This is a genomic window from Agrobacterium sp. 22-226-1 (assembly GCF_053522345.1).
The window spans coordinates 233655-255795 of sequence record NZ_JBNWCP010000007.1 but is presented as its reverse complement, the minus strand read 5'-3'; the positions used below and the strand labels follow the sequence as shown (position 1 = coordinate 255795).

Below are 22141 nucleotides of genomic sequence, written 5' to 3'. Positions count from 1 at the left end.
GCGTTTTCGCTTTTCTTCGAAACGCGAAAACGCTCTAACCTTTTGCTTTAACGCATTTCCGGACGGAAAACCGGGGTCCACTTTTCCTGGAAATGCTCTAAATGGGAATGGAATGCGTCGCGGCAAAGCGTAACAACACCTCGCGCGCGCTTTCCAGCGAATTATGGTCGTCCAACGCCGCGTTCAGCTCTTCGGCTAGGCGCGCGGCATCAAGCCCGAGCAGCATGGCCTTGACCGGACCGATGGCCGTCGGCGACATGGAAACAGAACGGAAGCCGAGGCCGATCAAAGCCATGGCCGAAAGCGGCTTGCCCGCCATTTCGCCGCACAGCGTGACCGAGGTGTGGTGCCTTTCACCGGCGCGGACGATATCGCGCAGAATGCGCAGGAACGGCTTGCCCAGATTATCGAAACGATCCGAAACACGCGCATTGCCGCGGTCTACCGCCATCGAGAACTGGAACAGGTCGTTCGAACCGACGGACACGAAATCCACCTCCTGCATCAGCTCATCGAGCTGCCACATCAGCGATGGCACTTCCAGCATGGCGCCGAATTGCAGCTTTTTCGGCAGCGCATGGCTGAATTTCGAAAGATGCTGCACTTCCTTCTGCAAAAGGTCGCGAGCGGCGCGGATTTCCGACACTTCCGTCACCATTGGCAGCATCATGCGCAGTTCCGCACCCGAGGCGGCGCGCAGCAGCGCGCGCATCTGCGTGCGCATCAGGCCCGGCCGGTCGAGCGACAGGCGGATCGCCCGCCAGCCCAGTGCCGGGTTTTCCTCTTCCTGACCGCGCATATAGGAAACGACCTTGTCGCCGCCGATATCGAGCGTGCGGAAGGTGACGCTCTTGCCCTTTGCCTGCCGCAGAACGGAGCGGTAGAACGCCTCCTGCTCCTCGCCCTTCGGCATGTTGGAGGCGATCATGAATTGCAGCTCGGTGCGGAACAGGCCAATGCCGTCGGCCCCGGATTCGTCGAGCTGCGGCAGGTCCACCAAAAGGCCCGCATTCATCTTCAGATTGACCTTTTGGCCATCCTTGGTGATCGGCTCGACATTGCGCAGCGCGCGGAACTGCTCCTGCCGCTTGGCGCGCAGCCGCACCTTTTCTTCATAGGCACGCTGCAAATCCGACATCGGGCGCAAATGCACCTGACCGTCATCGCCATCGATAATGATGGGGTCGTTGTTTTCCGCCAGAGCGACGATACCTGCCGCCTGCCCGATGATCGGAATGCCCATGGCACGGGCCACAATGACGACATGGCTCGTCACCGCGCCGTCTTCGAGCACCAGACCACGCAGTTTTTCACGCGGGTAATCCAGCAGTTCGGCAGCACCCATGGCGCGGGCAAGCACGATGGCGTCGAGCGGGAAATCCTGCTCCGGCCCACGACCGCCGAAACCGATCAACTGCCGCAGCAGCCGGTTGGCGAGATCGTCGAAATCATGCATGCGCTCGCGCAGATAGGGATCGGTCAGGCGCATCATGCGCGCCTTGGTGTCGCTCTGCACCTTCTCGACCGCCGCTTCCGCCGTCAGGCCGTTGCGGATCGCCTCTTCCATGCGCCGCACCCAGCCCTGGTCGTGGGCGAACATGCGGTAGGTTTCCAGAACCTCGCGGTGCTCACCCTCGGTCGGCACGTCGCGACGCTGCAGCATGTCGTCGATGGACAGACGCAGCGAACCGATGGCATCGGCAAGACGCCGGATTTCCGTATCGGCATCTTCATTCAAGAGATTGGTGACGACGATGCGCGGATCGTGCAGCACGACGTGGCCAAGACCGATGCCTTCGCCATAGCCGTCGCCATCGATGGAAACGGCGCGCGTCAGGTCCAGCTCCACTCCGGGGCGGGTGATCTTCTTCAACTCGCCGCTCGCCACTATTTCGGCAATGAGCATCGCGGTTGTCTCAAGCGCTTCCACTTCATCCTCCCGGTATGTTCGGCTGGCCTTGTTCTGGACCACAAGAACGCCAAGAGTGCGACCGGAACGCAAAATCGGCACGCCGAGGAAGGAATGATAAATTTCCTCACCGGTTTCAGGAAGATAGCGGAAAGCGGGATGCGCCTGCGCATCGGAAAGATTGAGAGGTTGGGCGGAAGCGGCGATGGTGCCGACAAGACCCTGCCCCATTTTCAGCTGGGCAAGATGCACGGCATCCTTGTTCAGACCTTCGGTAGCGTAAAGCTCGAGCACGCTGTCGGAGCGCAGCACATAGACCGAGCAAACCTCCGCCACCATGTTGCTGGCAATCTGACGGACGATCTGGTCCAGACGGTCCTGCGGTTCAAGGTGCTCCGCCATCATTTCGCGCAGCCGCTTGAGCAGGACGCGCGGACCTGCGGAAAGGTCTCTCATCGCGTTTGCTCCCCGACACTTCCGATCCGAATGTCATAATATTCGGGAATCAAAAGGTCATTTAAAAATTTATAGCGCGAGAAGCGCGTCCCGCAAGGGACACGCTTTCATGAAACGCCACATCGGAAGAACGCAACTCCGAAGAATCGGAGCATCGGGAACCGATGTCTCGGCTTAGCTCTTATCGAGACCGTAGGCGGAATGCAAAGTGCGAACCGCAAGTTCGGCATAGGCGCCGTCGATCAGGATCGAAATCTTGATCTCGGAGGTGGTGATCGCCTTGATGTTGATGTTCTTCTCGGCAAGCGCCTTAAACGCGCTGGCGGCAACGCCGGCGTGGCTGCGCATGCCGATACCGATGACCGAAACCTTTGCGAGACCGGTCTCGTTCTGCGCGACGTCGAAGCCGATCTGGGCCTTGTTGTCTTCCAGAAGCTTGATCGCCTTGGCAACGTCGCCCGAAGGAACGGTAAAGGTCATGTCGGTGCGCGAACCGTCTTCGGAGATGTTCTGCACGATCATGTCGACGTTGATATGCGCTTCGGCAAGCGGCCCGAAGATCGCGGCGGAAACGCCCGGACGGTCGGCCACGCGGCGCAGCGAGATCTGTGCTTCATCCTTGGCATAGGCGATGCCGGTTACGACTTCCTGTTCCACGATTTCATCCTCGTCACAAATCAAAGTACCGGGCGGGTTGATGAGGTCGCCCATGCCCGGCGCATCGGGATCCTCGAAACTGGAGCGAACGAAGGTGCGCACCTTGTGTACCATGGCAAGCTCGACCGAGCGAACCTGCAGAACCTTCGCGCCGAGAGACGCCATTTCGAGCATTTCCTCGAAGGCGATCTTTTTCATGCGGCGAGCCTTGGGCTCGATGCGCGGATCGGTCGTATAAACGCCGTCGACATCGGTATAGATGTCGCAACGATCCGCCTTGACGGCGGCAGCGATGGCAACTGCGGACGTATCCGAACCGCCGCGACCGAGCGTCGCGATACGGTTGTCAGGACCGATGCCCTGGAAACCGGCGACAACGGCCACCTGGCCTTCACCCATGCGATGGATGATATCCGAACCGTCGATTTCGAGAATGCGGGCGGCGCCATGCGCATTGTCGGTGCGGATCGGGATCTGCCAGCCCTGCCAGGAGCGCGCATTGATGCCCATGGATTGCAGCGTGATCGCCAGAAGACCGGATGTCACCTGTTCGCCGGATGCGACGACCGCGTCATATTCGCGCGCATCGAAAAAGGAGGCGGCGTTGGCGCCGGCCACCTTCGCGGCGTTCTGCACCCAGTCCACCAGCTCATTGGTTTTGCCGGACATGGCGGAAACGACCACGGCCACTTCATGGCCGGCATCCACTTCGCGTTTCACATGCCGTGCGACATTGTGAATGCGTTCGAGGTTCGCGACGGACGTGCCGCCGAATTTCATGACAATGCGAGCCATAGCCTTGACCAGTACCATCCCATTTTCCCGCCGGCTCGTTCAAAGAGCGGACGGACAAGAACAAACCCAGTCGGCTCTTCCTGACAAAGAGCCTCAAGTTGCGGGTCTCTTAGCGAAAAGGCGGGGGGCACGCAATGCCGTTTATGAACCATGCGGTACGCCTTTTTCGCAGCGTCGCTCCGGAACAATGGCGGGATGAAAACGTCGGCGGGATAAAGCACCCGCAAAAGAGCGTACCGCAGTGCACTGTACAAACCGGCCCATTCGCAGTATGAGCGCGGCAATGCAACCGGCCAGATGGCCGAAATGGCCTGTATCGGCTGCCCCGGAGACTTTAGGTCCTATTGGTTTCGGGCGGATGCGGGCGGCTTCATATCCGAAAGACGGTAGATGACAGACACCCAGGGTATCGCCCCGGCGATCGCGCAGGCGTTGGAAAAACGCGGCTATAAAGATTTGACCCCCGTGCAGCAGGCGATGCTTGCACCCGAACTGGCCGACAAGGATGCGCTGGTTTCCGCACAGACCGGTTCCGGCAAGACCGTTGCCTTCGGCATTGCACTGGCGCCGACGCTGCTGCCGGAGAACGGCCGCTTCGGTCAGGCTTCCGCACCGCTGGCGCTCGCCATCGCGCCGACCCGCGAACTGGCCATGCAGGTCAAGCGCGAGCTGGAGTGGCTCTATGAATTCGCCGGTGTCTCGATTGCCTCCTGCGTCGGCGGCATGGATGTGCGCAACGAGCGCCGTGCGCTCGAACGCGGCGCTCACATCGTCGTCGGCACGCCTGGGCGTCTGTGCGACCACATCAAGCGTGGCGCGCTCGATCTGTCGTCCATCCGCGCCGTGGTGCTGGATGAGGCCGACGAGATGCTCGATCTCGGTTTCCGTGAAGATCTGGAATTCATTCTGGAAGAATCGCCGGAAACCCGCCGCACGCTGATGTTCTCGGCCACCGTTCCGCGCAGCATCGCCAAGCTTGCGGAAAGCTACCAGAAGAACGCCGTGCGCATCGCCACCGCTTCCGAACAGAAGCAGCATGTGGATATCGAATACCGCGCCATGCTGGTGACGCCGGCCGACCGCGAGAACGCCATCATCAATGCGCTGCGCTTTTATGAAGCCCGCAACGCCATCGTCTTCTGCTCCACCCGAGCAGCCGTGAACCACCTGACCGCCCGCCTGAACAATCGCGGTTTTGCCGTCGTGGCCCTTTCCGGCGAACTGACCCAGAACGAACGCACCCATGCGCTGCAGGCCATGCGCGACGGCCGCGCCCGTGTTTGTGTGGCGACCGACGTTGCCGCCCGCGGTATCGACCTGCCGGGTCTCGAACTCGTCATCCATGCCGACCTGCCGACCAATTCCGAAACGCTTCTGCACCGCTCCGGCCGTACCGGCCGCGCCGGTCAGAAGGGCGTCAGCGCCATCGTGGTGCCGATCAACCAGCGCCGCAAGGCAGAGCGCCTGCTGGAAGGCGCCAAGGTCAGCCCGGCATGGGTTCGCCCACCTTCGGCCGAAGAGATCGTCGAGCGTGACGGCGCCCGACTTCTGGCCGACCCGTCGCTGACCGAGGCCGTGGCCGAGGACGAGCGCGATTTCGTCACCAGGCTGCTGGAGCAGCACGGCGCTGAAAAGGTCGCCGCCGCATTCGTGCGCCTGTATCACGCCGGACGTTCCGCGCCGGAAGACATCGCCGAAGTCTCGCTCGACAACAACCGCAAGCCGCGTCGTGACAGTTTCGAGACGGTCGAAAACAATGCGCCGCGCCGTGAACGTTCCGACTTCGCCGACAGCGCCTGGTTTTCGCTGTCCGTCGGCCGCAAGCAGAGCGCCGAACCGCGCTGGCTGATCCCCATGCTTTGCCGTTTCGGCAAGATCACCCGCCAGGATATCGGCGCGATCCGCATGCAGCAGACGGAAACTTTCGTGGAACTGGCGGCCGATGCCGTCGACCGTTTCACCTCCGCCATCGGCAAGGACATGACGCTCGAAAAGGGCATCCGTCTGAAAGCGCTGGAAGGCAAGCCGGAAATGACCGGCGGCTTCCGCGAAGACACGCGCCCGGCCAAGGCGCAACGGAAATTCAGCAAATCGGACAATGCAAGCGGCCCCCGCGATGACCGCAAGGGCGACGACAAGCCCTGGAAGAAGAAAAAGCCCTTCGGCGACAAGCCGAAATACGAGGGCAAGAAGGACAAGCCCTTCGAAAAGCGCGGGCCGAAGCCGACGAAGGGCTGAGGGCCACTCTTCACAAACCTCAGCAATTTCGGCTCCCCTTCACCTGGGATTTGAGACCGGCAGCAAGGTTTCTACCGTCATGCCGGCCTTGAGCCGGCATCCAGCCACAGCGCGTCTGCGCCGTGAGAAGACTCTCCTGCGATCAAGGACTTGATCGCGCTGGACCCCGGACTAAATCCCGGGTGACGGTAAGGATGCTGTGAATTCGCCAAATTATTCGGGTGGCAGACGCCACCAACAAAAAAGCCCCGCTTTCGCGGGGCTTTCTATTTAACGCAATCACAACACCATCACTCAGAATTCCAGCGCGCGATCGCCGTTTTCGTCCTTGATGCGGTTCGGAAGACCGATCTTGTTCAGAAGGTTCAGGAACGGCTTCGGCGGCAGTTCTTCAACGTTTGCCATCTGCTTCACATCCCATTCGCCAGTGGCGATCAACATCGCGGCCGCGACCGGGGGAACACCGGCGGTGTAGGAAATGCCCTGCGAGCCGACTTCTTCATAGGCGTCCTTATGGTCGGCCACGTTGTAGATGAAGACTTCGCGTTCCTTGCCGTCCTTGATGCCCTTGACGATATCGCCAATGCAGGTCTTGCCGACGTAATTGGGCGCCAGCGAAGACGGATCGGGCAGCACGGCCTTAACGACCTTCAGCGGCACGACTTCCAGACCTTCCGCCGTTTTGACCGGCTTTTCGGAGAGGAGGCCGAGGTTCTTCAGCACGGTAAAGACGTTGATATAGTGATCGCCGAAGCCCATCCAGAAGCGCACATCGGCGCCGTCCATGTTCTTGGACAGCGAATGCACTTCGTCATGGCCGGTCATATAGGCCTTCTGCTTGCCGACGACCGGCAGGTCGAATTCCTGGCCGACTTCGAACATCTGGTTCGTCTGCCACTCACCCTTCTGCCAGGAATAGACAACACCGGTGAATTCGCGGAAGTTGATTTCCGGATCGAAGTTGGTGGAGAACCAGCGACCGTGGCTGCCGGCATTGATATCGACGATATCGACCGAGGTGACCTTGTCGAAATAATCATCCTTGGCGAGACGCGCATAGGCGTTCACCACGCCCGGATCGAAGCCGACGCCGAGAATGGCGGTAATGCCCTTTTCCTTGCACTCTTCCGCGCGCTTCCACTCGTAGTTTCCGTACCACGGCGGCGTCTCGCAAATCTTGGTCGGATCCTCATGGATCGCCGTATCCATATAGGCAACACCCGTGTCCATGCAGGCACGAAGAACGGACATGTTGACGAAAGCCGAACCGACGTTGATGACGATTTCCACGCCGGTTTTCCTGATCAAGGCTTTCGTCGCCTCGATATCCATCGCGTCAAGCGCATGGGCCTCAAGTTTCACATCTGTCTTGAGGCTCTTCTTTTCGCGTACGGACTCGACAATCTTGCGGCACTTTCCCAAAGTCCGTGACGCAATATGAATGTCTCCCAATACATCGCTGTTCTGGGCGCATTTATGCGCCACGACCTGTGCTACGCCACCGGCGCCGATGATCAGAACGTTCTTCTTCATTTCAGGTGATGCCTCCTTTTCCCCGCAGGGATGAGCTTCGTTTCATGTTAAAAACAGGGTTTAAGACAGGCTTTGCTCGAAATCGGCAAAGTCGAATTCACGAACGGTGCGAACGGTGCCGTCCAGTTCCTTGATGGCGATGGTCGGCATCTTTACGCCGTTGAACCAGTTCTTCTTGACCATGGTGTAGCCGGCCGCGTCCTGGAAGGAGATGCGGTCGCCGACCTTCAATTCCTTGTCGAAGCGGAAGTCGCCGAAAATATCGCCCGCAAGGCAGGATTTGCCGCAGACCATGTAGGGATGCTCGCCCTCGTTCGGCGACACCTTGGCGGTTTCGCGGTAGATCAGCAGATCGAGCATATGCGCTTCGATGGAACTGTCGACGATGGCGAGGTTCTTGCCGTTGAACAAAGTGTCGAGAACCGTCACCTCAAGCGTCGTGCTTCTGGTGATCGAGGCTTCCCCCGGCTCCAGATAGACCTGCACGCCGTATTTTTCCGAGAAGGCCGCCAAGCGGTCGCAGAACTGGTCGAGCGGATAATTGTCGCCGGTAAAGTGAATGCCGCCGCCGAGGCTCACCCATTCCGCACGCGACAGCAGCGATCCGAATTTCTCCTCGATCTGCGTCAGCATACGGTCGAACAGCGAAAAATCGCTGTTTTCGCAATTATTGTGGATCATGAAGCCGGAAATACGGTCCATGACCTTGTCGACCTTGGCGACATCCCACTCGCCAAGGCGGCTGAAGGGGCGCGCAGGATCGGCAAGATCGAAGCTCGAGGAGCTGACCTGCGGGTTGAGGCGCAGACCCCGCGTGATGCCGGAGGCCTTGTCGGCAAAACGCTCGAGCTGACCGATGGAATTGAAGATGATCTTGTCCGCATTGGCAATCACCTCGTCGATTTCATAATCGGCATAGGCAACGGAATAGGCATGGGTCTCGCCGCCGAATTTCTCGCGGCCGAGACGCACCTCGTAGAGCGAGGACGAGGTAGTGCCGTCCATATATTGCGACATGAAATCGAACACCGACCATGTGGCGAAGCACTTCAGCGCCAAGAGCGCCTTGGCGCCGGATGTTTCCCGAACATAGGCAATCTTCTCCATGTTGCGAAGAAGTTTTGTCTTGTCGATGAGGTAATAGGGCGTCTGGAGCATGTCGTTTCACATATTGATTGAAGTCAAGGTACGTCTCGATGATGGGCCTTATAGGATGCTTGTGACAGGAAAACAAATGTCCGGCACCGAATTCCTCGAAAATCGCCCCCGAGTCGAAGTGCCATCAAGAAAACCCGTCCCGTTGCGGAACCAAGCCGGCATCGGCGCGTTTGACTGACGGACAGGCGGGTGTTTCGGCCGCCGAAACGAAGCTTCACGGACGGCGGTGACGTGTCGTCGTCCCATCAATGATGTTCAGGAAGGACCTCCCCTATGGCAAGCGTGCGTAGCAGCGTCAGCGACAAGATCCAGCAATCCCTCGAAAACGGCGATGCGGCCGATGTGGCAGCGCAGCTCGCCCAGCTTCGCGAAGATCTGGCTAGTCTTGCCAAGAGCGTGAAGGCGCTCGGCGTCGGCGCTTCGCATGAGCTGAAGGCGCAGGCTGCCCGTGTGGCCGATGACGCCCTCACCGCATCCGGAGAAATGGCCGACAGCGTTCGCAATGAAATCTCCACGCTCAACGACAACCTCACCGACCACGTCCAGAAGAACCCGCTCCAGTCCCTCGGCATCGCCGTCGGCGTCGGTTTCGTGCTCGCCCTTCTGACGCGTCGATAAGGCCGCGCTCATGCTTGAGGCATTGCTGGTCTATCTGGGGGAGACCCAGCGCGAGGGGCGCGTCGTTACACGGCGATTGCGCGCGAGCATAATCCTGTCGGTTCTGACCGGGATATTTTTTCTGATCGCCTTCATCGCCGCCGTGGTGGCTGGGTCCATCTATCTTGCCCGGCATGTGGGTGCAGGCCCTGCGGCGCTCGTCGTCGCCGGGACCGCCTTCCTGCTCGGCGTCATCATGCTGGTGGCGCTGGCGATCGTCAAACGTCCGAGGGTCTATGCCGCACGGCCCGCTGTCGCGCCTTTGACGGCGGCGCCGCTTGCCGCAGCGCCGCTCGCCCTGCAATCGCTGCTAACCCTGGCGATCCAGGCGCGTCCCTATGCGACGCTCGCCGTGGCTGTCGCGGCCGGTTTCCTGGCCACAAGGGTCAATACGAAAAAGTCCAAGTAATTTCTTGGCGACACGACAAGGCAAACCGCGCGTCCAGACGATGGATGCGCGGTTTTTTTTATGTTACCCGCGAAGGATAGACTGGTTGATGGCGTTACCCGCCACGCCGCCCTTATTTGAACAAAGTGACATACAGTCTCGGGCGGTCTCGGCGCGTCCGTAATTTTCTGAAAGGCAATTGATGAAGAAGAAAGTCCTTGTCGTCGGCGGTGCCGGCTATATCGGTTCGCACACCTGCCTTCTCCTGTCTGAGCGAGGATATGAACCGGTCGTTTTCGACAATCTGTCCAACGGGCATGAGGAATTCGTCCGCTGGGGACCCTTCGAACAGGGCGATATTCGCGACCGGGCACGGCTGGACGAAGTCTTCGCCAAACACCGGCCGGAAGCCGTTCTGCATTTCGCCGCGCTGATCGAAGTCGGTGAATCGGTCAAGCAGCCCGTGGCTTTCTACGACAACAACGTCATCGGCTCGCTCAACCTGCTCTCCGCCGCCATCGATGCCGGCGTCACGGCCTTCGTTTTTTCGTCCACCTGCGCAACTTACGGATTGCCGGAACAGGTGCCGATCGACGAGACGCACCGGCAGGCGCCGATCAACCCCTATGGCCGCACCAAATGGGTGGTGGAGCAGGCGCTGAAGGACTACAGCACCTATAAGGGGCTGCGCTCGGTGATGCTGCGCTACTTCAATGCCGCCGGCGCGGATTTCGAAGGCCGCATCGGCGAATGGCACAAGCCGGAAACCCACGCAATCCCGCTGGCCATCGAAGCCGCCCTCGGCCGGCGTCAGGGCTTCAAGGTGTTCGGCACGGATTACGACACGCGCGACGGCACCTGCGTGCGTGACTATATCCACATTCTCGATCTCGCCGATGCGCATGTGCGGGCCGTGGATTATCTGCTGGATGGCGGAGAAACCGTCGAACTCAACCTCGGCACCGGCACCGGCACCACGGTGAAGGAACTGCTGGCGGCGATTTCGGACGTTTCCGGCCGCCCCTTCCCCGTTGAATATACCGGACGGCGCGACGGCGATTCCACGACGCTCGTTGCCAATAACGACAAGGCGAAGGAGGTTCTCGGCTGGGAACCGCGTTATTCCCTGTCGGACATCATCAAATCCGCCTGGGCGTGGCATTCCTCCCGCAATGCCGGGGATTGAACAGCCGGCGAACAAACATAAAAAAGACACCGGCTGTTGGCCGGTGCCTTCCGCTGGACAGCTGATTGAAGCCGGTCCCGCTCCTGCCTCCCAGGGACGGGAATTAGGGCTTGGTGGCGGACGTCGTCGTGCTGTCAGGAGCCGCCGGCGTTGCCGCATTCTTTTCGCTGGCCTTCTGTTCCAGCGTCTTGAATTCGGGAGCGGCCTTCAGCGTTTCCGCCGTTTCCGTCGTTGTCAGGCGGATGGTGCCGTCCTGCGCGTTGCGCGTCATCGTCACCTTGTCCATCGGAACAGCGACGTCCTTTGCGCCGATACCCAGGAAGCCGCCAACGCCGATCACGGCCGCAACCAGACCACCGTCTTCTTCCATGATCAGGTTGGTGACGTTACCGATGCTTTCATCGGCCGCGGTATAGACCGCCTTGCCGATATAATCGTTGGCGCTGACCTGCGTTTCGCCCTGTTCGGTGAGATAAGCGCCGCCTGTCGTTGTCGCCGCGCTGTCATTTGTCGCGGGAGCGGCAGGCGTCATCGGGGTGGCGGGCGGGGTTGCCGGCTCCGTCTGCGCACCCGGATTTGCAGGCGCAGGCTGGGTAGTGCCCTGAGCGATGGCCAGCGGCGCGAAAGCCGTCGTGCCCATCAGAGCGGCAGTGACGAGGATCGTAAATTTCTTAGCCATTTCGTACCTTCCTTTCATCGTTCTCAACTGGCCGGCGGTGATGAATTTCATGTCCGCTCCTCGGCCGGTTCGTCTGGCAAACGGGTTGGTCGTTGAAATAGTTCCGATTTTTTCAACCGAGCCAGTGCAATTGTGACCTACCGCAACAACCGAAGGTAAAAATCAGGCATTGCTAAAGGGGGACGGCACGGTATTATCCGTGTCGTAACAATGCCATAACTGCCGGAGTTTTTTGTATGCCTCGACCCGGCGACAGACTGAAAGACATGATCTCGGCTTTGCGTCGGCGCAGTGCGAATTTTTTCCCGACCGCCTCCATCGGCACCTATCTGGTGGTGATGGCTACCGTCATTACCCTGCCGCTCATTCTTTTCGGCGGCTATCTGATGCTGCGCCTCGAGGCGGAAAAACGCGACGACCTGCAACGGGAAACCATCGAGGATGTGCGGGTGGTCTCCCGCAACATCGACCGCCGCCTGCAGGAAATCGCCACCTCGCTCAATCTCCTGTCGCAATTCCCGGAACTTGAGAGCGGCAACCTCGCCGCGTTTCAGGGGCGCGTCGCCGACAGTCTGAAACGGGAGGGCCTTTACGCCATTCTCGCTACCAAAGATGGCCAGCAGCGTCTCAATACGCGCGTGCCCTATGGCCAACCGCTCGGCAAAGTGCCGGCGGAAGCCAATCTGACCAGGGCGATCGACTCCCGCCGCATCACCGTCTCGGACATGTTTTTCGGCTCGACCAGCAAGGAATGGGTGTTCAACGTCACCATGCCGCTCGGCCCGGACCTGGACCCCGCCGGAGACGCCCTGATCCTGACGCAGAATACCAGTGACCTGAGCAGGCTCATCCCCACGGAAAACCTGCCGCGCCACTGGGCGGCCGCCATCATTGACGGCAACAACCGCGTTGTCGTCTCAAGCGCGCCCGAAGAGGCGGAAGTGGGCAAGCCGTTTGTCACCCCCGATGTCCTTTCGGAAATGCAGGCCTTCAGCGGCAATTTTTTCGACGGCAAGGGTAACCTCTATGCCTATGCTCAATTGCCGGGCTGGCAATGGAAGACGGTGATGTGGGGTCCGCTCGCCGCAAGTCAGGCGGCGCTGATAGACACCTGGCGGCAGATGATGATCGGCAGCCTGATGCTGGTGCTGATTGCCATTGGCGGCGCCTATCTGGTCGGCCGGCAATTGCGCAGCTCCATTCGTGACCTGACCCTGATGGCCGAGCGCATCGGCGAAGGCGAGATCGTCGCACCCGTCGATACCAAGATAAAGGAGGCCAACCAGGTCGCCATCGCGCTCTCCAACGCGTCCTTCGACAGAAGCCAGTCGGAAGAGCGGCTGCAACTGCTGCTTCACGAGCTGGTTCACCGTTCCAAGAACATTCTGACGCTGGTTCAGGCGATGATACGGCAATTGGGACGCGAAAATAAAAGCATTCCGGAATTTCAAAAGGAGGTCGATCACCGCCTGCGCGGCCTTGGAATGTCGATCCGGGCCCTGGCGGAGGTTCAATGGCAGGGTCTGCCGATCCGCAAGCTGATCGAGACCCACCTCGATGTTTTCGGAACCGTGGCGCAGCGCATCGTGCTGGCGGGAGACGATTTCATGCTTTCTCCGGAAGCGGCACAGAATTTCGGTCTTGTTATCCACGAGCTGACGACGAATTCCATCAAATATGGCGCATTGTCGGTTCCATCGGGAAAAATTACCGTGCGCTGGCAGTCGCTTGAAAAAGACGGACGGCAGATGATCCATCTCGTCTGGACCGAGACGGGCGGACCGCCCGCCAGGGAACCGAGCCGCAAAGGCTTCGGCACCACGGTCATCAAAAGGCATGCGGAAGGCGCCTTCGGCGGGCAGGTGCTGACGGAATATCGTGAAACCGGCTTCGAGTGGTCGCTGGAAGCGCCGATGCGTTACTTCACGCCCAAACGATCGGAACAGACAGGCACGCATTGAGGCCGAAACTTGCGGACCTATCCGCTGTGCAGACGGCAAAAAAGCCGGGGCAAAAATGGCTGGTATTTTGCGCAACGTTAAAAAAACGCATTTTTTGGGAACCGAATCCGGCTGGGCGTGTTTTTACTGCAGGCCAAGCAATTCCCCCGTCCCCGCCTGAAGCTTGGCTGAAAATAAACAGGTTTCGCCCCTGAAAACCTGTCATAAAAATAGCACGGCTCTTTCATGAGCCGTGCTTTTTGTTTTGGTTTTCATGAAATGAAAGATGAGCCCGGCGCTTCGCGCGATCTTGAGATTTCAGGCATCCGCGCCGTCGATGGAAGGAAATTTCAGCCGGTAGACGATCCGCTCCGGCGTCAACTCGTATTCGGCGCTTCCCCCCAATGCAGACGGAACCACCTTTTCCAGCACCACGCTGCCGAAACTGCCGCGCCGGGTCTCCGCCGGCTCTTTCGACGGCATCATCGGCTCATTCCATTCAACGATATAAAAATCACCCTCCTGACGACATTGCAGGGATATGGGCGGGTGATAGGCGAGATTGCCGCTATGGCTGACGGTATTGACGACCAGCTCATGGAAGGCGAGCCCGATATAAAGCGCGCCATTCGGGTTGAGCAGCAGGTTTTCGCCTTCCATATGGATGAGGTTCGGATATTCCGGCACATAAAGATCGAATTGCTGGCGCAGCAGCTCGAATATGCGCGCGCCCCGCCAGTCCGAATCCGTGATGAGATCCTGACTCTGGGCAAGAGCATGCAGTCGGCCGCGAAACTTGCGCAGGAAATCATCCTTGGTGAGGCTGAAACGGGCCGTCTGGCCGGCAAGGCTCTGGATGATCGCCAGGAGATTCTTGGAACGGTGGCTGACCTCGCGCAGCAGCGAGCGCAGAAGCTGCTCGCGCCGCCTTTCCGCGGTCACCTCGCGAATGGTGGTTTTCATCACCACCTGGTTCGTGTGGTTAAGGGTGGAATGAACCTGAAACTGGAAGACGCGATCATTGCCGGCATTGACTTCCAGCATGCCGCGGCTGCCCGCCGTATTCATGTCCTTCTTGAGATCGGCCAGCCGGGCGGAGAGATCGTTACCGAACAGATTTTCATCGGTGGGGCGAGATTCTGCCGGAATTTTCCAGACATCCGGCAGATTGGCCACGAATATATAGTCGCGGTTCCAGTCCTGCAGCATGACTGTCTCACCCGAATCGAGCAAGGCGAGGACGAGCGAATCGTGAAGTTCGCTTTCGTCCCTCTCCGCGTTATGCCATGCCAGCCGATGCAAATTCGTCTCCTTGCAGAAAGCCGCGGGGCAGCCCCACGACCGTAACCGCCAACGCCCGGGCACCATAGTGGTTCCCGGTCAGCCTGCGGTTTCGGCAAAATTCACGCCGCGACGCGTGAGCTTTCGTTGAAAAACAGGGCCTGGCTGATAAGCGCTTTCACCATGTCCGGATTAAACGGCTTCGTCACAAGGAAGGTCGGCTCCGGTCGCTCGCCTGTCAAAAGACGTTCGGGGAAAGCCGTGATGAAGATCACCGGGAGGGTGGTCATCTGCAGAATATCCTTCATCGCATCGAGACCGGAACTGCCGTCGGCGAGCTGGATATCGGCGAGGATCATTTTTGGCTGGGTGCGATGGAAGAGATCGAGCGCTTCCGTATGGGTGCGAGCGATGCCCGTGACGCGGTGGCCGAGATCGGTAACCATCTGCTCGATATCCATGGCGATCAGAGGTTCGTCCTCGATGATCATGATATCGGTCGCCACCTGCCGGGCGATTTCAGACGCTGCCTCGTCGATCAGCTTGCCGACCTGATCCTCGGAGACTTTCAGAACCTCGGCGGTTTCCGAAGGTGTGAATTCTTCGACCGTGGTCAAAAGGAATGCCTGACGGGCCAAGGCCGGCACGGCGGAGAGGTTGGCCGAGGCGCGTTTTTCCCATCCCGACAGGTTTTCGTCGGTCTTAATATTGATCGTGACGGAACTAAAGATCGATACGAACAATTGATAGAGCGAAACACGATCATTGCTAGTCTGCGGAAAAATGCTGATATCCGCGATCAGAGCTTCGAGGGTGGCGGCAACATAGGCATCGCCCGTCGATTGTGAGCCGCAAACGGCACGCGCGAACCTGCGCAGATATGGCAGGTGCGGTGCGATGCGTGTAGAAACTGACATGGAATTCTCCCCTTTCATGCGGTCTGCAACGCAAACCCACGATAGCAACGTGCGCATTGCAAAAAAAGTTCCGGACCGCCGGAACTATTTTTTTCACGGCGCATTCTTTGCCACGACGCAAAAGGAATACCGGACGTTATGAGCATATTTCAATCGGACCAAGATCAGCCGGACAATTCGGCCGCCCCCCAGGTTCCACACTCCGGGCGGGCGGTGATTTCCCGTAAGCTCAGGGAGCTTTATGATGCCGTTCAGGATGAAGGCATCCCTGACAAATTCCTCGACCTTCTCGAAAAACTCGATGAAGCCGAAAGCAGAGCCAAAATGAAGGCTTCGGAGGAATGATGGCGAAAGAGCCGGAGCAGACAGAATACAATTTCAAACGGGAAATGCTGGCGGCGCTGCCGAACCTGCGCGCCTTCGCGATTTCGCTCATCCGCTCGCGGGACCGTGCCGACGACCTCGTGCAGGACACGATCATGAAGGCATGGGCGAAACAGGACAGCTACCAGCCGGGCACCAACATGCGCGCATGGCTGGTAACGATCCTGCGCAACGAGTTCTACAGCCAGATCCGCAAATCCGGCCGTGAGGTGCAGGATACGGACGGGGTCTATACCTCGCGCCTGTCGGTGCCGCCGGAACAGCATGGTTCAGTCGACCTTCAGGATTTCCGCGCGGCACTGGCAAAGCTGCCGGACGACCAGCGTGAAGCGATCCTGCTGATCGGGGCTTCGGGTTTTGCCTACGAGGAAGCCGCCGAGATTTGCGGTTGCCCCGTCGGCACCATCAAGAGCCGTGTCAGCCGCGCAAGGCTGCGCTTGCAGGAATTGCTCGGGATCGAAAACGAAAACGAGTTCGGTCCGGACGCGCAGATGAGCGCGGTCACCGCCGCCGCCACGGCGCGTTGAGAGCGCTGAATTCGGACAGTGGCGAACGGGCAGGCCTGCGTCTGCCCGTTGAGACGATGACAAAGGCCGCAAACGTCTCCTCCGTCATGCCGGACTCGATCCGGCATCCAGCCACGGCGTGTCTGCGCCGTGAAAGGACTCTCTCGCGATCAATGACTTGATCGCACTGGACCCCGGATCTAGTCCGGGGTGACGGTGTGCGGATGATACGGCGAGCGCGCGCCTGCCACTGTCTTCGTGTTACCCCTTCAGATACCCCTTTCCTTGACCGATTGCATGACCACGAAGGTCGAAGTGTTGGCGACGGATGGCAGGCTTGAGATTTTCTCGCCGAGTACCCTTCGATACTTGCGGATATCGCTGGTGCGCACCTTCAGAAGATAGTCGAAGGCGCCGGCGATCATGTGGCACTCCTCCACTTCCTTGATCTTGCGCACCGCCGCGTTGAACTCCTCCAGCGCCTTTTCGCGCGTATCGGAAAGCTTTACCTCAGCGAAGGCGATGTGATCGACACCGAGCTTCTGCGGATTGAGCATGGCGCGGAAGCCGAGAATATAGCCCTCATCCACCAGCCGCTTCAGCCGCGTCTGGCAGGGCGTCTTGGAAAGACCGACCCTTTTCGAGAGCTGCAGCACGGACATGCGCCCGTCTTCGCTCAGCGCCTCGAGTATCTTGAGGTCGAAGTGATCCAGATCGTCTGTTTTTTGACTATTTGCCATGTGATTTAACGCCATATCTCAAAAATAAAAGTTCATATTGCCTATTTTATCCTGAAAATAGGGCCATAGCAATTTCTGCGGTGATGATATTGTCTGTGCCAGGATGACGAGCGGCGGGCGGAGGACACGCTGCCGCCGAAGGTCTGTCTTCAACAGCGTTTTCAGGATTTTTCAGAATGGCCGATGGTGCAAGCAACGCCGGTGTAGTGGCGAACGGTATCTTCCAGAATTTTGCGCCGCCGGTGCGCGAGCAAAGCCTGCTGCGCAAAGCGATCACCGCCGCCTATCGTCGCCCGGAGGAAGAATGCCTGGCGCCGCTGATCGAGGCCGCAACGGTGACGGCGGAAGAAACGAAAGCCATTCGCGACACGGCCCGCAAACTGATCGAGGCATTGCGCGCCAAGACCAAGGGCACCGGCGTCGAGGGGCTGGTGCAGGAATATTCGCTCTCCAGCCATGAGGGCGTGGCGCTGATGTGCCTTGCCGAAGCGCTGCTGCGCATTCCCGACACCGCTACCCGCGACGCACTGATCCGCGACAAGATCGCCCGCGGCGACTGGAAATCCCATATTGGCGGCGGGCGTTCGCTCTTCGTCAACGCCGCCACCTGGGGCCTCGTCATCACCGGCAAGCTGACCTCGACGGTAAACGATAGCGGCCTTTCGGCGGCGCTGACCAAGCTGATCGCCCGCGCCGGCGAACCCGTCATCCGCCGCGGCGTCGACATGGCCATGCGCATGATGGGCGAGCAATTCGTGACCGGCGAGACCATCGGCGAAGCGATCAAGCGTTCGAAGCCGCTGGAAGAACAGGGCTTCCAATATTCCTACGACATGCTGGGCGAAGCCGCGACCACCGCGAAGGATGCGGAGCGTTATTACAAGGACTACGAAAACGCCATCCACGCCATCGGCAGGGCATCGGCCGGGCGCGGCATCTATGGCGGTCCCGGCATTTCCATCAAGCTTTCGGCGCTGCATCCGCGTTACGCTCGCGCGCAGGCCGAGCGGGTGATGGCGGAACTGCTGCCGCGCGTCAAATCGCTGATGCTGCTCAGCAAAAAATACGATATCGGCCTCAACATCGATGCGGAGGAAGCCGACCGGCTGGAACTGTCGCTCGATCTTCTGGAAGAGCTGGCGCTCGACAAGGACCTCGCCGGCTGGAACGGCCTCGGTTTCGTCGTGCAGGCCTATGGCCGCCGCTGCCCCTTCGTTCTGGACTACATCATCGATCTCGCCCGCCGCTCGGGCCGCCGCATCATGGTGCGTCTCGTCAAGGGCGCCTATTGGGATGCGGAAATCAAGCGCGCGCAGGTGGAGGGACTGGAGGACTTCCCGGTCTTCACCCGCAAGGTCCACACTGACGTCTCCTACATCGCCTGTGCCCGCAAGCTGCTCGCCGCGCGCGATCTGGTCTTCCCGCAATTTGCGACCCACAACGCACAGTCCATGGCGACCATCTACCATCTCGCCGGCCCCGGCTTCAAACTCGGCGACTATGAGTTCCAGTGCCTGCATGGCATGGGCGAACCGCTTTACAGCGAAGTCGTCGGCAAGAAGAAGCTCGACCGGCCCTGCCGCTTCTATGCCCCCGTCGGCACCCATGAGACGCTGCTGGCCTATCTCGTCCGCCGCCTGCTGGAAAACGGCGCGAACTCCTCCTTCGTCAACCGCATTGCCGACCCCGCCGTACCGGTGGATTCCCTGCTGGAAGACCCGGTTGCCGTCGTCAAGGCCTATGCCGTTCCCGGCGCGCGCCACGACCGCATCGCCGCCCCCGAAGGCCTATTCGGCCCGGAACGCAAAAACTCCGCCGGCCTCGACCTCTCCAGTGAAACGACGCTCGCCGCACTGGACAAAACCCTGAAGGCAGGTGCTGCGACGGAATGGAAAGCGTCGGCGCCGCAGGCAGGCGGCAACACGCGCCCGGTTCTCAACCCCGGCGACCACAATGATATCGTCGGCCATGTGACAGAGCCGACTGAAGGCGATGTCGAAGCGGCAATGCAGCGGGCAGCGGCCTCAAGCTGGCCCTCCACCCCGGTGGAAGAACGCGCCGCCTGCCTGGAGCGGGCCGCCGATGCGATGCAGGCTGAAATGCCTGCCCTGCTCGGCCTCATCATGCGCGAAGCGGGAAAATCCATGCCGAACGCCATTGCCGAGGTGCGCGAAGCCATCGACTTCCTGCGTTATTACGCGGCGGAAGCCCGTAGAAACTTCAAGACCGGTGAAACGCCGCTCGGCCCGGTCGTCTGCATCAGCCCGTGGAACTTCCCGCTCGCCATCTTCATCGGTCAGGTGACGGCGGCGCTGGTTGCCGGCAATCCGGTTCTGGCAAAGCCCGCCGAAGAAACGCCGCTGATCGCAGCGCAGGGCGTGCGCCTGCTGCATGAGGCCGGCGTTCCGCAGGATGCCGTGCAGCTTCTGCCGGGCGACGGCAAGACGGGTGCGGCACTTGTTGGCTCACCCCTTACAGCCGGCGTGATGTTTACGGGCTCGACGGAAGTGGCGCGGCTCATTCAGGGCCAGCTTGCCGGCCGGGTTCTGGCCAATGGCCAGCCGGTGCCGCTGATCGCCGAAACCGGCGGCCAGAACGCCATGATCGTCGATTCCTCCGCACTTGCCGAGCAGGTCGTCGCCGATGTCATTGCATCCGCTTTCGACAGCGCCGGCCAGCGCTGCTCGGCGCTGCGCATCCTCTGCCTGCAGGAAGATGTGGCGGACCGCACGCTGACCATGCTGAAAGGCGCGCTGCACGAATTGCGGATCGGCCGCACCGACAAGCTTTCCGTCGATGTCGGCCCCGTCATTACCGCCGAGGCGAAGGGCATCATCGAAAAGCATATCGAGGGAATGCGGGAGCTCGGCCATCGCATCGAACAGATCACGCTTGCCGGCGAAACCGGCAAGGGCACCTTCGTGCCGCCGACGATCATCGAGATGAAATCGCTCGCCGATCTGAAACGCGAAGTTTTCGGCCCGGTGCTGCATGTCATCCGCTTCAAGCGCGACAATCTCGACCGGCTGATCGACGAGATCAACGCCACCGGTTACGGCCTGACCTTCGGCCTGCATACGCGTCTTGACGATACGATCCAGCATGTGCTGTCGCGCGTCGCGGCCGGCAATCTTTATGTGAACCGCAACATCATCGGCGCGGTCGTCGGCGTGCAGCCCTTTGGCGGACGCGGCCTCTCCGGCACTGGCCCAAAGGCCGGCGGCCCGCTTTATCTCGGCCGCATGACACAGGAAGCGCCGAAGATCGACCGCATTGCCAGCCAGCAGGATCAGGCCGCCGTCGATCTCGCCCGCTGGCTGGATGAAAACGGCGAGACAGTCGCGGCCGAAGCCGCACGGCAGGCGGCAGCTCTTTCCGGCCTCGGCTTCGAAACCGAACTGGCCGGTCCCGTCGGCGAGCGCAATGTCTATGCACTGCATCCGCGTGGAAAGGTTCTGCTGGTTCCGGCAACCGAACAGGGGCTTTACCGCCAGCTTGCGGCAGCGCTTGCAACCGGAAACGCGGTTGTCATCGATAATGCCTCGAGACTGGAGAAATCCATTTACGGACTGCCGGCAACCGTGACCTCGCGCATCGTCTGGGCGGATGACTGGGAAAAATCAGCGCCCTTCGCCGGCGCGCTGGTCGAGGGCGATGCGGAGCGTATCGTGGCGGTCAATAAAAAGATCGCCGCCCTGCCCGGCCCGCTGGTTCTCGTTCAGGCGGCGACAACGGAAGCGCTTTCCGGGGAAAGCCAGCCCTATAATCTCGACTGGCTGGTCGAAGAAGTCTCCGTCAGCGTCAACACCACGGCCGCCGGCGGCAATGCCAGCCTGATGAGCATTGGCTAAAACAGGTTCCGGCGGGGTCTCTGCCGTGCCGGTTCATGCCTTATCCGTTGGTGTCGCCGCGGCCGAAGAGCTGGTTCAGAACCTGCTCTTCCAGCCTTGCGAATTCCGCAGTGCCATGACGGCGCGGCCGGGGCAGCTTCACATCGAGATCGAGCGCGATGCGCCCTTCGTCGATGACGACGATGCGATCCGCAAGCGCCACGGCCTCCGATACATCATGGGTCACGAGAACGGCGGTGAATTTCTGCTTGCGCCAGATGCGCTCCAGCAGAAGCTGCATTTCGATGCGGGTGAGCGCATCGAGCGCGCCGAGCGGCTCATCCAGCGCCAGGATTTGCGGATGGGCCACCAGCGCGCGCGCCAGCGCCACGCGCTGCTTCTGGCCGCCGGAAAGCACATAGGGCCATTCGCCAGCCCGGTCTTTCAGACCGACCTCTTCGAGAATTGTAAGCGCCTGCTCCTGCGCCGCCTCGCCCTTGGCGATGCCGGTCAGCCCCACGGAGACGTTGCTCGCGATACGTTCCCACGGCAGAAGACGCGGCTCCTGAAACATCATGCGGGTGCGGCTCGATGCATCTTTCGAGACGGTTCCGGTGGTCGGCGTGTCGAGGCCGGCCAGAATGCGCAGGAGCGTGCTCTTGCCACAGCCACTCTTGCCGATGATGGCCAGAAACTCGCCTTCCCGCACATCGAGATCGATGCCGCGCAGAACCGGTTTGTCGCCGAAGCTCTTCGCCACATTGCGGAAGCTGAAGGCGACCTTGCCTTCTGTCGTCTTCTCGCGTTGTTCGATTTTCCCTTGGGACGGGAGGGATGGCGGGGCATCCGGGCGTCTCAGCGTCGTAACATTGCCGGTCGACATGGGT

At 60.3% G+C, this 22141-nt stretch carries 17 protein-coding genes; 8 read left to right on the top strand and 9 right to left on the bottom strand.

The window, feature by feature from the left end; translation table 11 throughout:
* Positions 1-97: 97 nt before the first annotated feature.
* On the bottom strand, positions 98-2365 hold the full coding sequence (gene ptsP / locus ACQZ5K_RS14800) for a phosphoenolpyruvate--protein phosphotransferase (protein WP_448740679.1): 2268 nt from the start codon (positions 2363-2365) through the stop codon (positions 98-100).
* Positions 2366-2539: 174 nt separating this feature from the next.
* Complete coding sequence (locus tag ACQZ5K_RS14795; RefSeq protein WP_003522538.1) at positions 2540-3817, bottom strand: aspartate kinase; 1278 nt, start codon at positions 3815-3817, stop codon at positions 2540-2542.
* Positions 3818-4207: 390 nt separating this feature from the next.
* Between ACQZ5K_RS14795 and ACQZ5K_RS14790 the strand changes: the two genes are divergently transcribed.
* A complete protein-coding gene (locus tag ACQZ5K_RS14790; RefSeq protein WP_080820071.1) occupies positions 4208-6055 on the top strand; it encodes a DEAD/DEAH box helicase in 1848 nt (615 codons plus the stop codon).
* A gap of 294 nt (positions 6056-6349) precedes the next feature.
* Here ACQZ5K_RS14790 and ACQZ5K_RS14785 read toward each other — a convergent pair whose 3' ends face one another.
* Positions 6350-7588 carry a saccharopine dehydrogenase family protein gene (locus ACQZ5K_RS14785; protein WP_448740678.1) on the bottom strand — a complete coding sequence of 413 codons (1239 nt, stop codon included), beginning with the start codon at positions 7586-7588 and terminating at the stop codon, positions 6350-6352.
* A 60-nt stretch (positions 7589-7648) separates the two neighbouring features.
* Positions 7649-8746, bottom strand: coding sequence for a carboxynorspermidine decarboxylase (nspC, locus tag ACQZ5K_RS14780; RefSeq protein WP_448740677.1), 1098 nt, complete (start codon positions 8744-8746; stop codon positions 7649-7651).
* A gap of 273 nt (positions 8747-9019) precedes the next feature.
* Here nspC and ACQZ5K_RS14775 point away from each other — a divergent pair, with 273 nt between their 5' ends.
* The 3 genes from ACQZ5K_RS14775 to galE all read left to right on the top strand — a co-directional run bounded on the left by ACQZ5K_RS14775 (position 9020) and on the right by galE (position 10977).
* Entirely contained in the window at positions 9020-9364 is a 345-nt protein-coding gene (locus tag ACQZ5K_RS14775; RefSeq protein WP_003522534.1) for a DUF883 family protein, read from the top strand.
* Between the two features lie 10 nt (positions 9365-9374).
* The gene (locus ACQZ5K_RS14770; RefSeq protein WP_448740676.1) at positions 9375-9812 is read left to right on the top strand and encodes a hypothetical protein; all 438 of its coding nucleotides are present in this window, start codon (positions 9375-9377) and stop codon (positions 9810-9812) included.
* 181 nt (positions 9813-9993) lie between these two features.
* Positions 9994-10977 (top strand): UDP-glucose 4-epimerase GalE, encoded by a 984-nt coding sequence (galE, locus tag ACQZ5K_RS14765; RefSeq protein ID WP_448740675.1) that lies wholly within the window; start codon positions 9994-9996, stop codon positions 10975-10977.
* A gap of 103 nt (positions 10978-11080) precedes the next feature.
* Here galE and ACQZ5K_RS14760 read toward each other — a convergent pair whose 3' ends face one another.
* Complete coding sequence (locus ACQZ5K_RS14760) at positions 11081-11656, bottom strand: PRC-barrel domain-containing protein (protein ID WP_003522532.1); 576 nt, start codon at positions 11654-11656, stop codon at positions 11081-11083.
* Positions 11657-11892: 236 nt separating this feature from the next.
* Here ACQZ5K_RS14760 and ACQZ5K_RS14755 point away from each other — a divergent pair, with 236 nt between their 5' ends.
* Positions 11893-13617: a sensor histidine kinase gene (locus ACQZ5K_RS14755; protein WP_448740674.1), complete on the top strand. Its 1725-nt coding sequence runs from the start codon at positions 11893-11895 to the stop codon at positions 13615-13617.
* 297 nt (positions 13618-13914) lie between these two features.
* Here ACQZ5K_RS14755 and ACQZ5K_RS14750 read toward each other — a convergent pair whose 3' ends face one another.
* Entirely contained in the window at positions 13915-14898 is a 984-nt protein-coding gene (locus tag ACQZ5K_RS14750) for a sensor histidine kinase (protein WP_174022500.1), read from the bottom strand.
* A 101-nt stretch (positions 14899-14999) separates the two neighbouring features.
* Positions 15000-15794, bottom strand: a complete 795-nt coding sequence (locus ACQZ5K_RS14745; RefSeq protein WP_448738274.1) for a response regulator — start codon at positions 15792-15794, stop codon at positions 15000-15002.
* Positions 15795-15932: 138 nt separating this feature from the next.
* On the opposite strand from ACQZ5K_RS14745, the gene ACQZ5K_RS14740 reads away from it, so the two are divergent.
* Together ACQZ5K_RS14740 and ACQZ5K_RS14735 are read left to right on the top strand one after the other, a co-directional pair.
* On the top strand, positions 15933-16139 hold the full coding sequence (locus ACQZ5K_RS14740) for a NepR family anti-sigma factor (RefSeq protein WP_003522527.1): 207 nt from the start codon (positions 15933-15935) through the stop codon (positions 16137-16139).
* A complete protein-coding gene (locus tag ACQZ5K_RS14735) occupies positions 16139-16705 on the top strand; it encodes an RNA polymerase sigma factor (RefSeq protein WP_003508744.1) in 567 nt (188 codons plus the stop codon). Before ACQZ5K_RS14740 ends, ACQZ5K_RS14735 begins: the two co-directional genes overlap by 1 nt.
* Positions 16706-16953: 248 nt before the next feature.
* Here ACQZ5K_RS14735 and ACQZ5K_RS14730 read toward each other — a convergent pair whose 3' ends face one another.
* A complete protein-coding gene (locus tag ACQZ5K_RS14730; RefSeq protein WP_448740673.1) occupies positions 16954-17424 on the bottom strand; it encodes an Lrp/AsnC family transcriptional regulator in 471 nt (156 codons plus the stop codon).
* A 176-nt stretch (positions 17425-17600) separates the two neighbouring features.
* On the opposite strand from ACQZ5K_RS14730, the gene putA reads away from it, so the two are divergent.
* Positions 17601-21275 (top strand): trifunctional transcriptional regulator/proline dehydrogenase/L-glutamate gamma-semialdehyde dehydrogenase, encoded by a 3675-nt coding sequence (putA, locus tag ACQZ5K_RS14725; protein ID WP_448740672.1) that lies wholly within the window; start codon positions 17601-17603, stop codon positions 21273-21275.
* A gap of 40 nt (positions 21276-21315) precedes the next feature.
* On the opposite strand, the gene ACQZ5K_RS14720 is transcribed toward putA, so the two are convergent.
* Positions 21316-22137 carry an ABC transporter ATP-binding protein gene (locus tag ACQZ5K_RS14720; protein ID WP_020811555.1) on the bottom strand — a complete coding sequence of 274 codons (822 nt, stop codon included), beginning with the start codon at positions 22135-22137 and terminating at the stop codon, positions 21316-21318.
* Positions 22138-22141 lie beyond the last annotated feature (4 nt).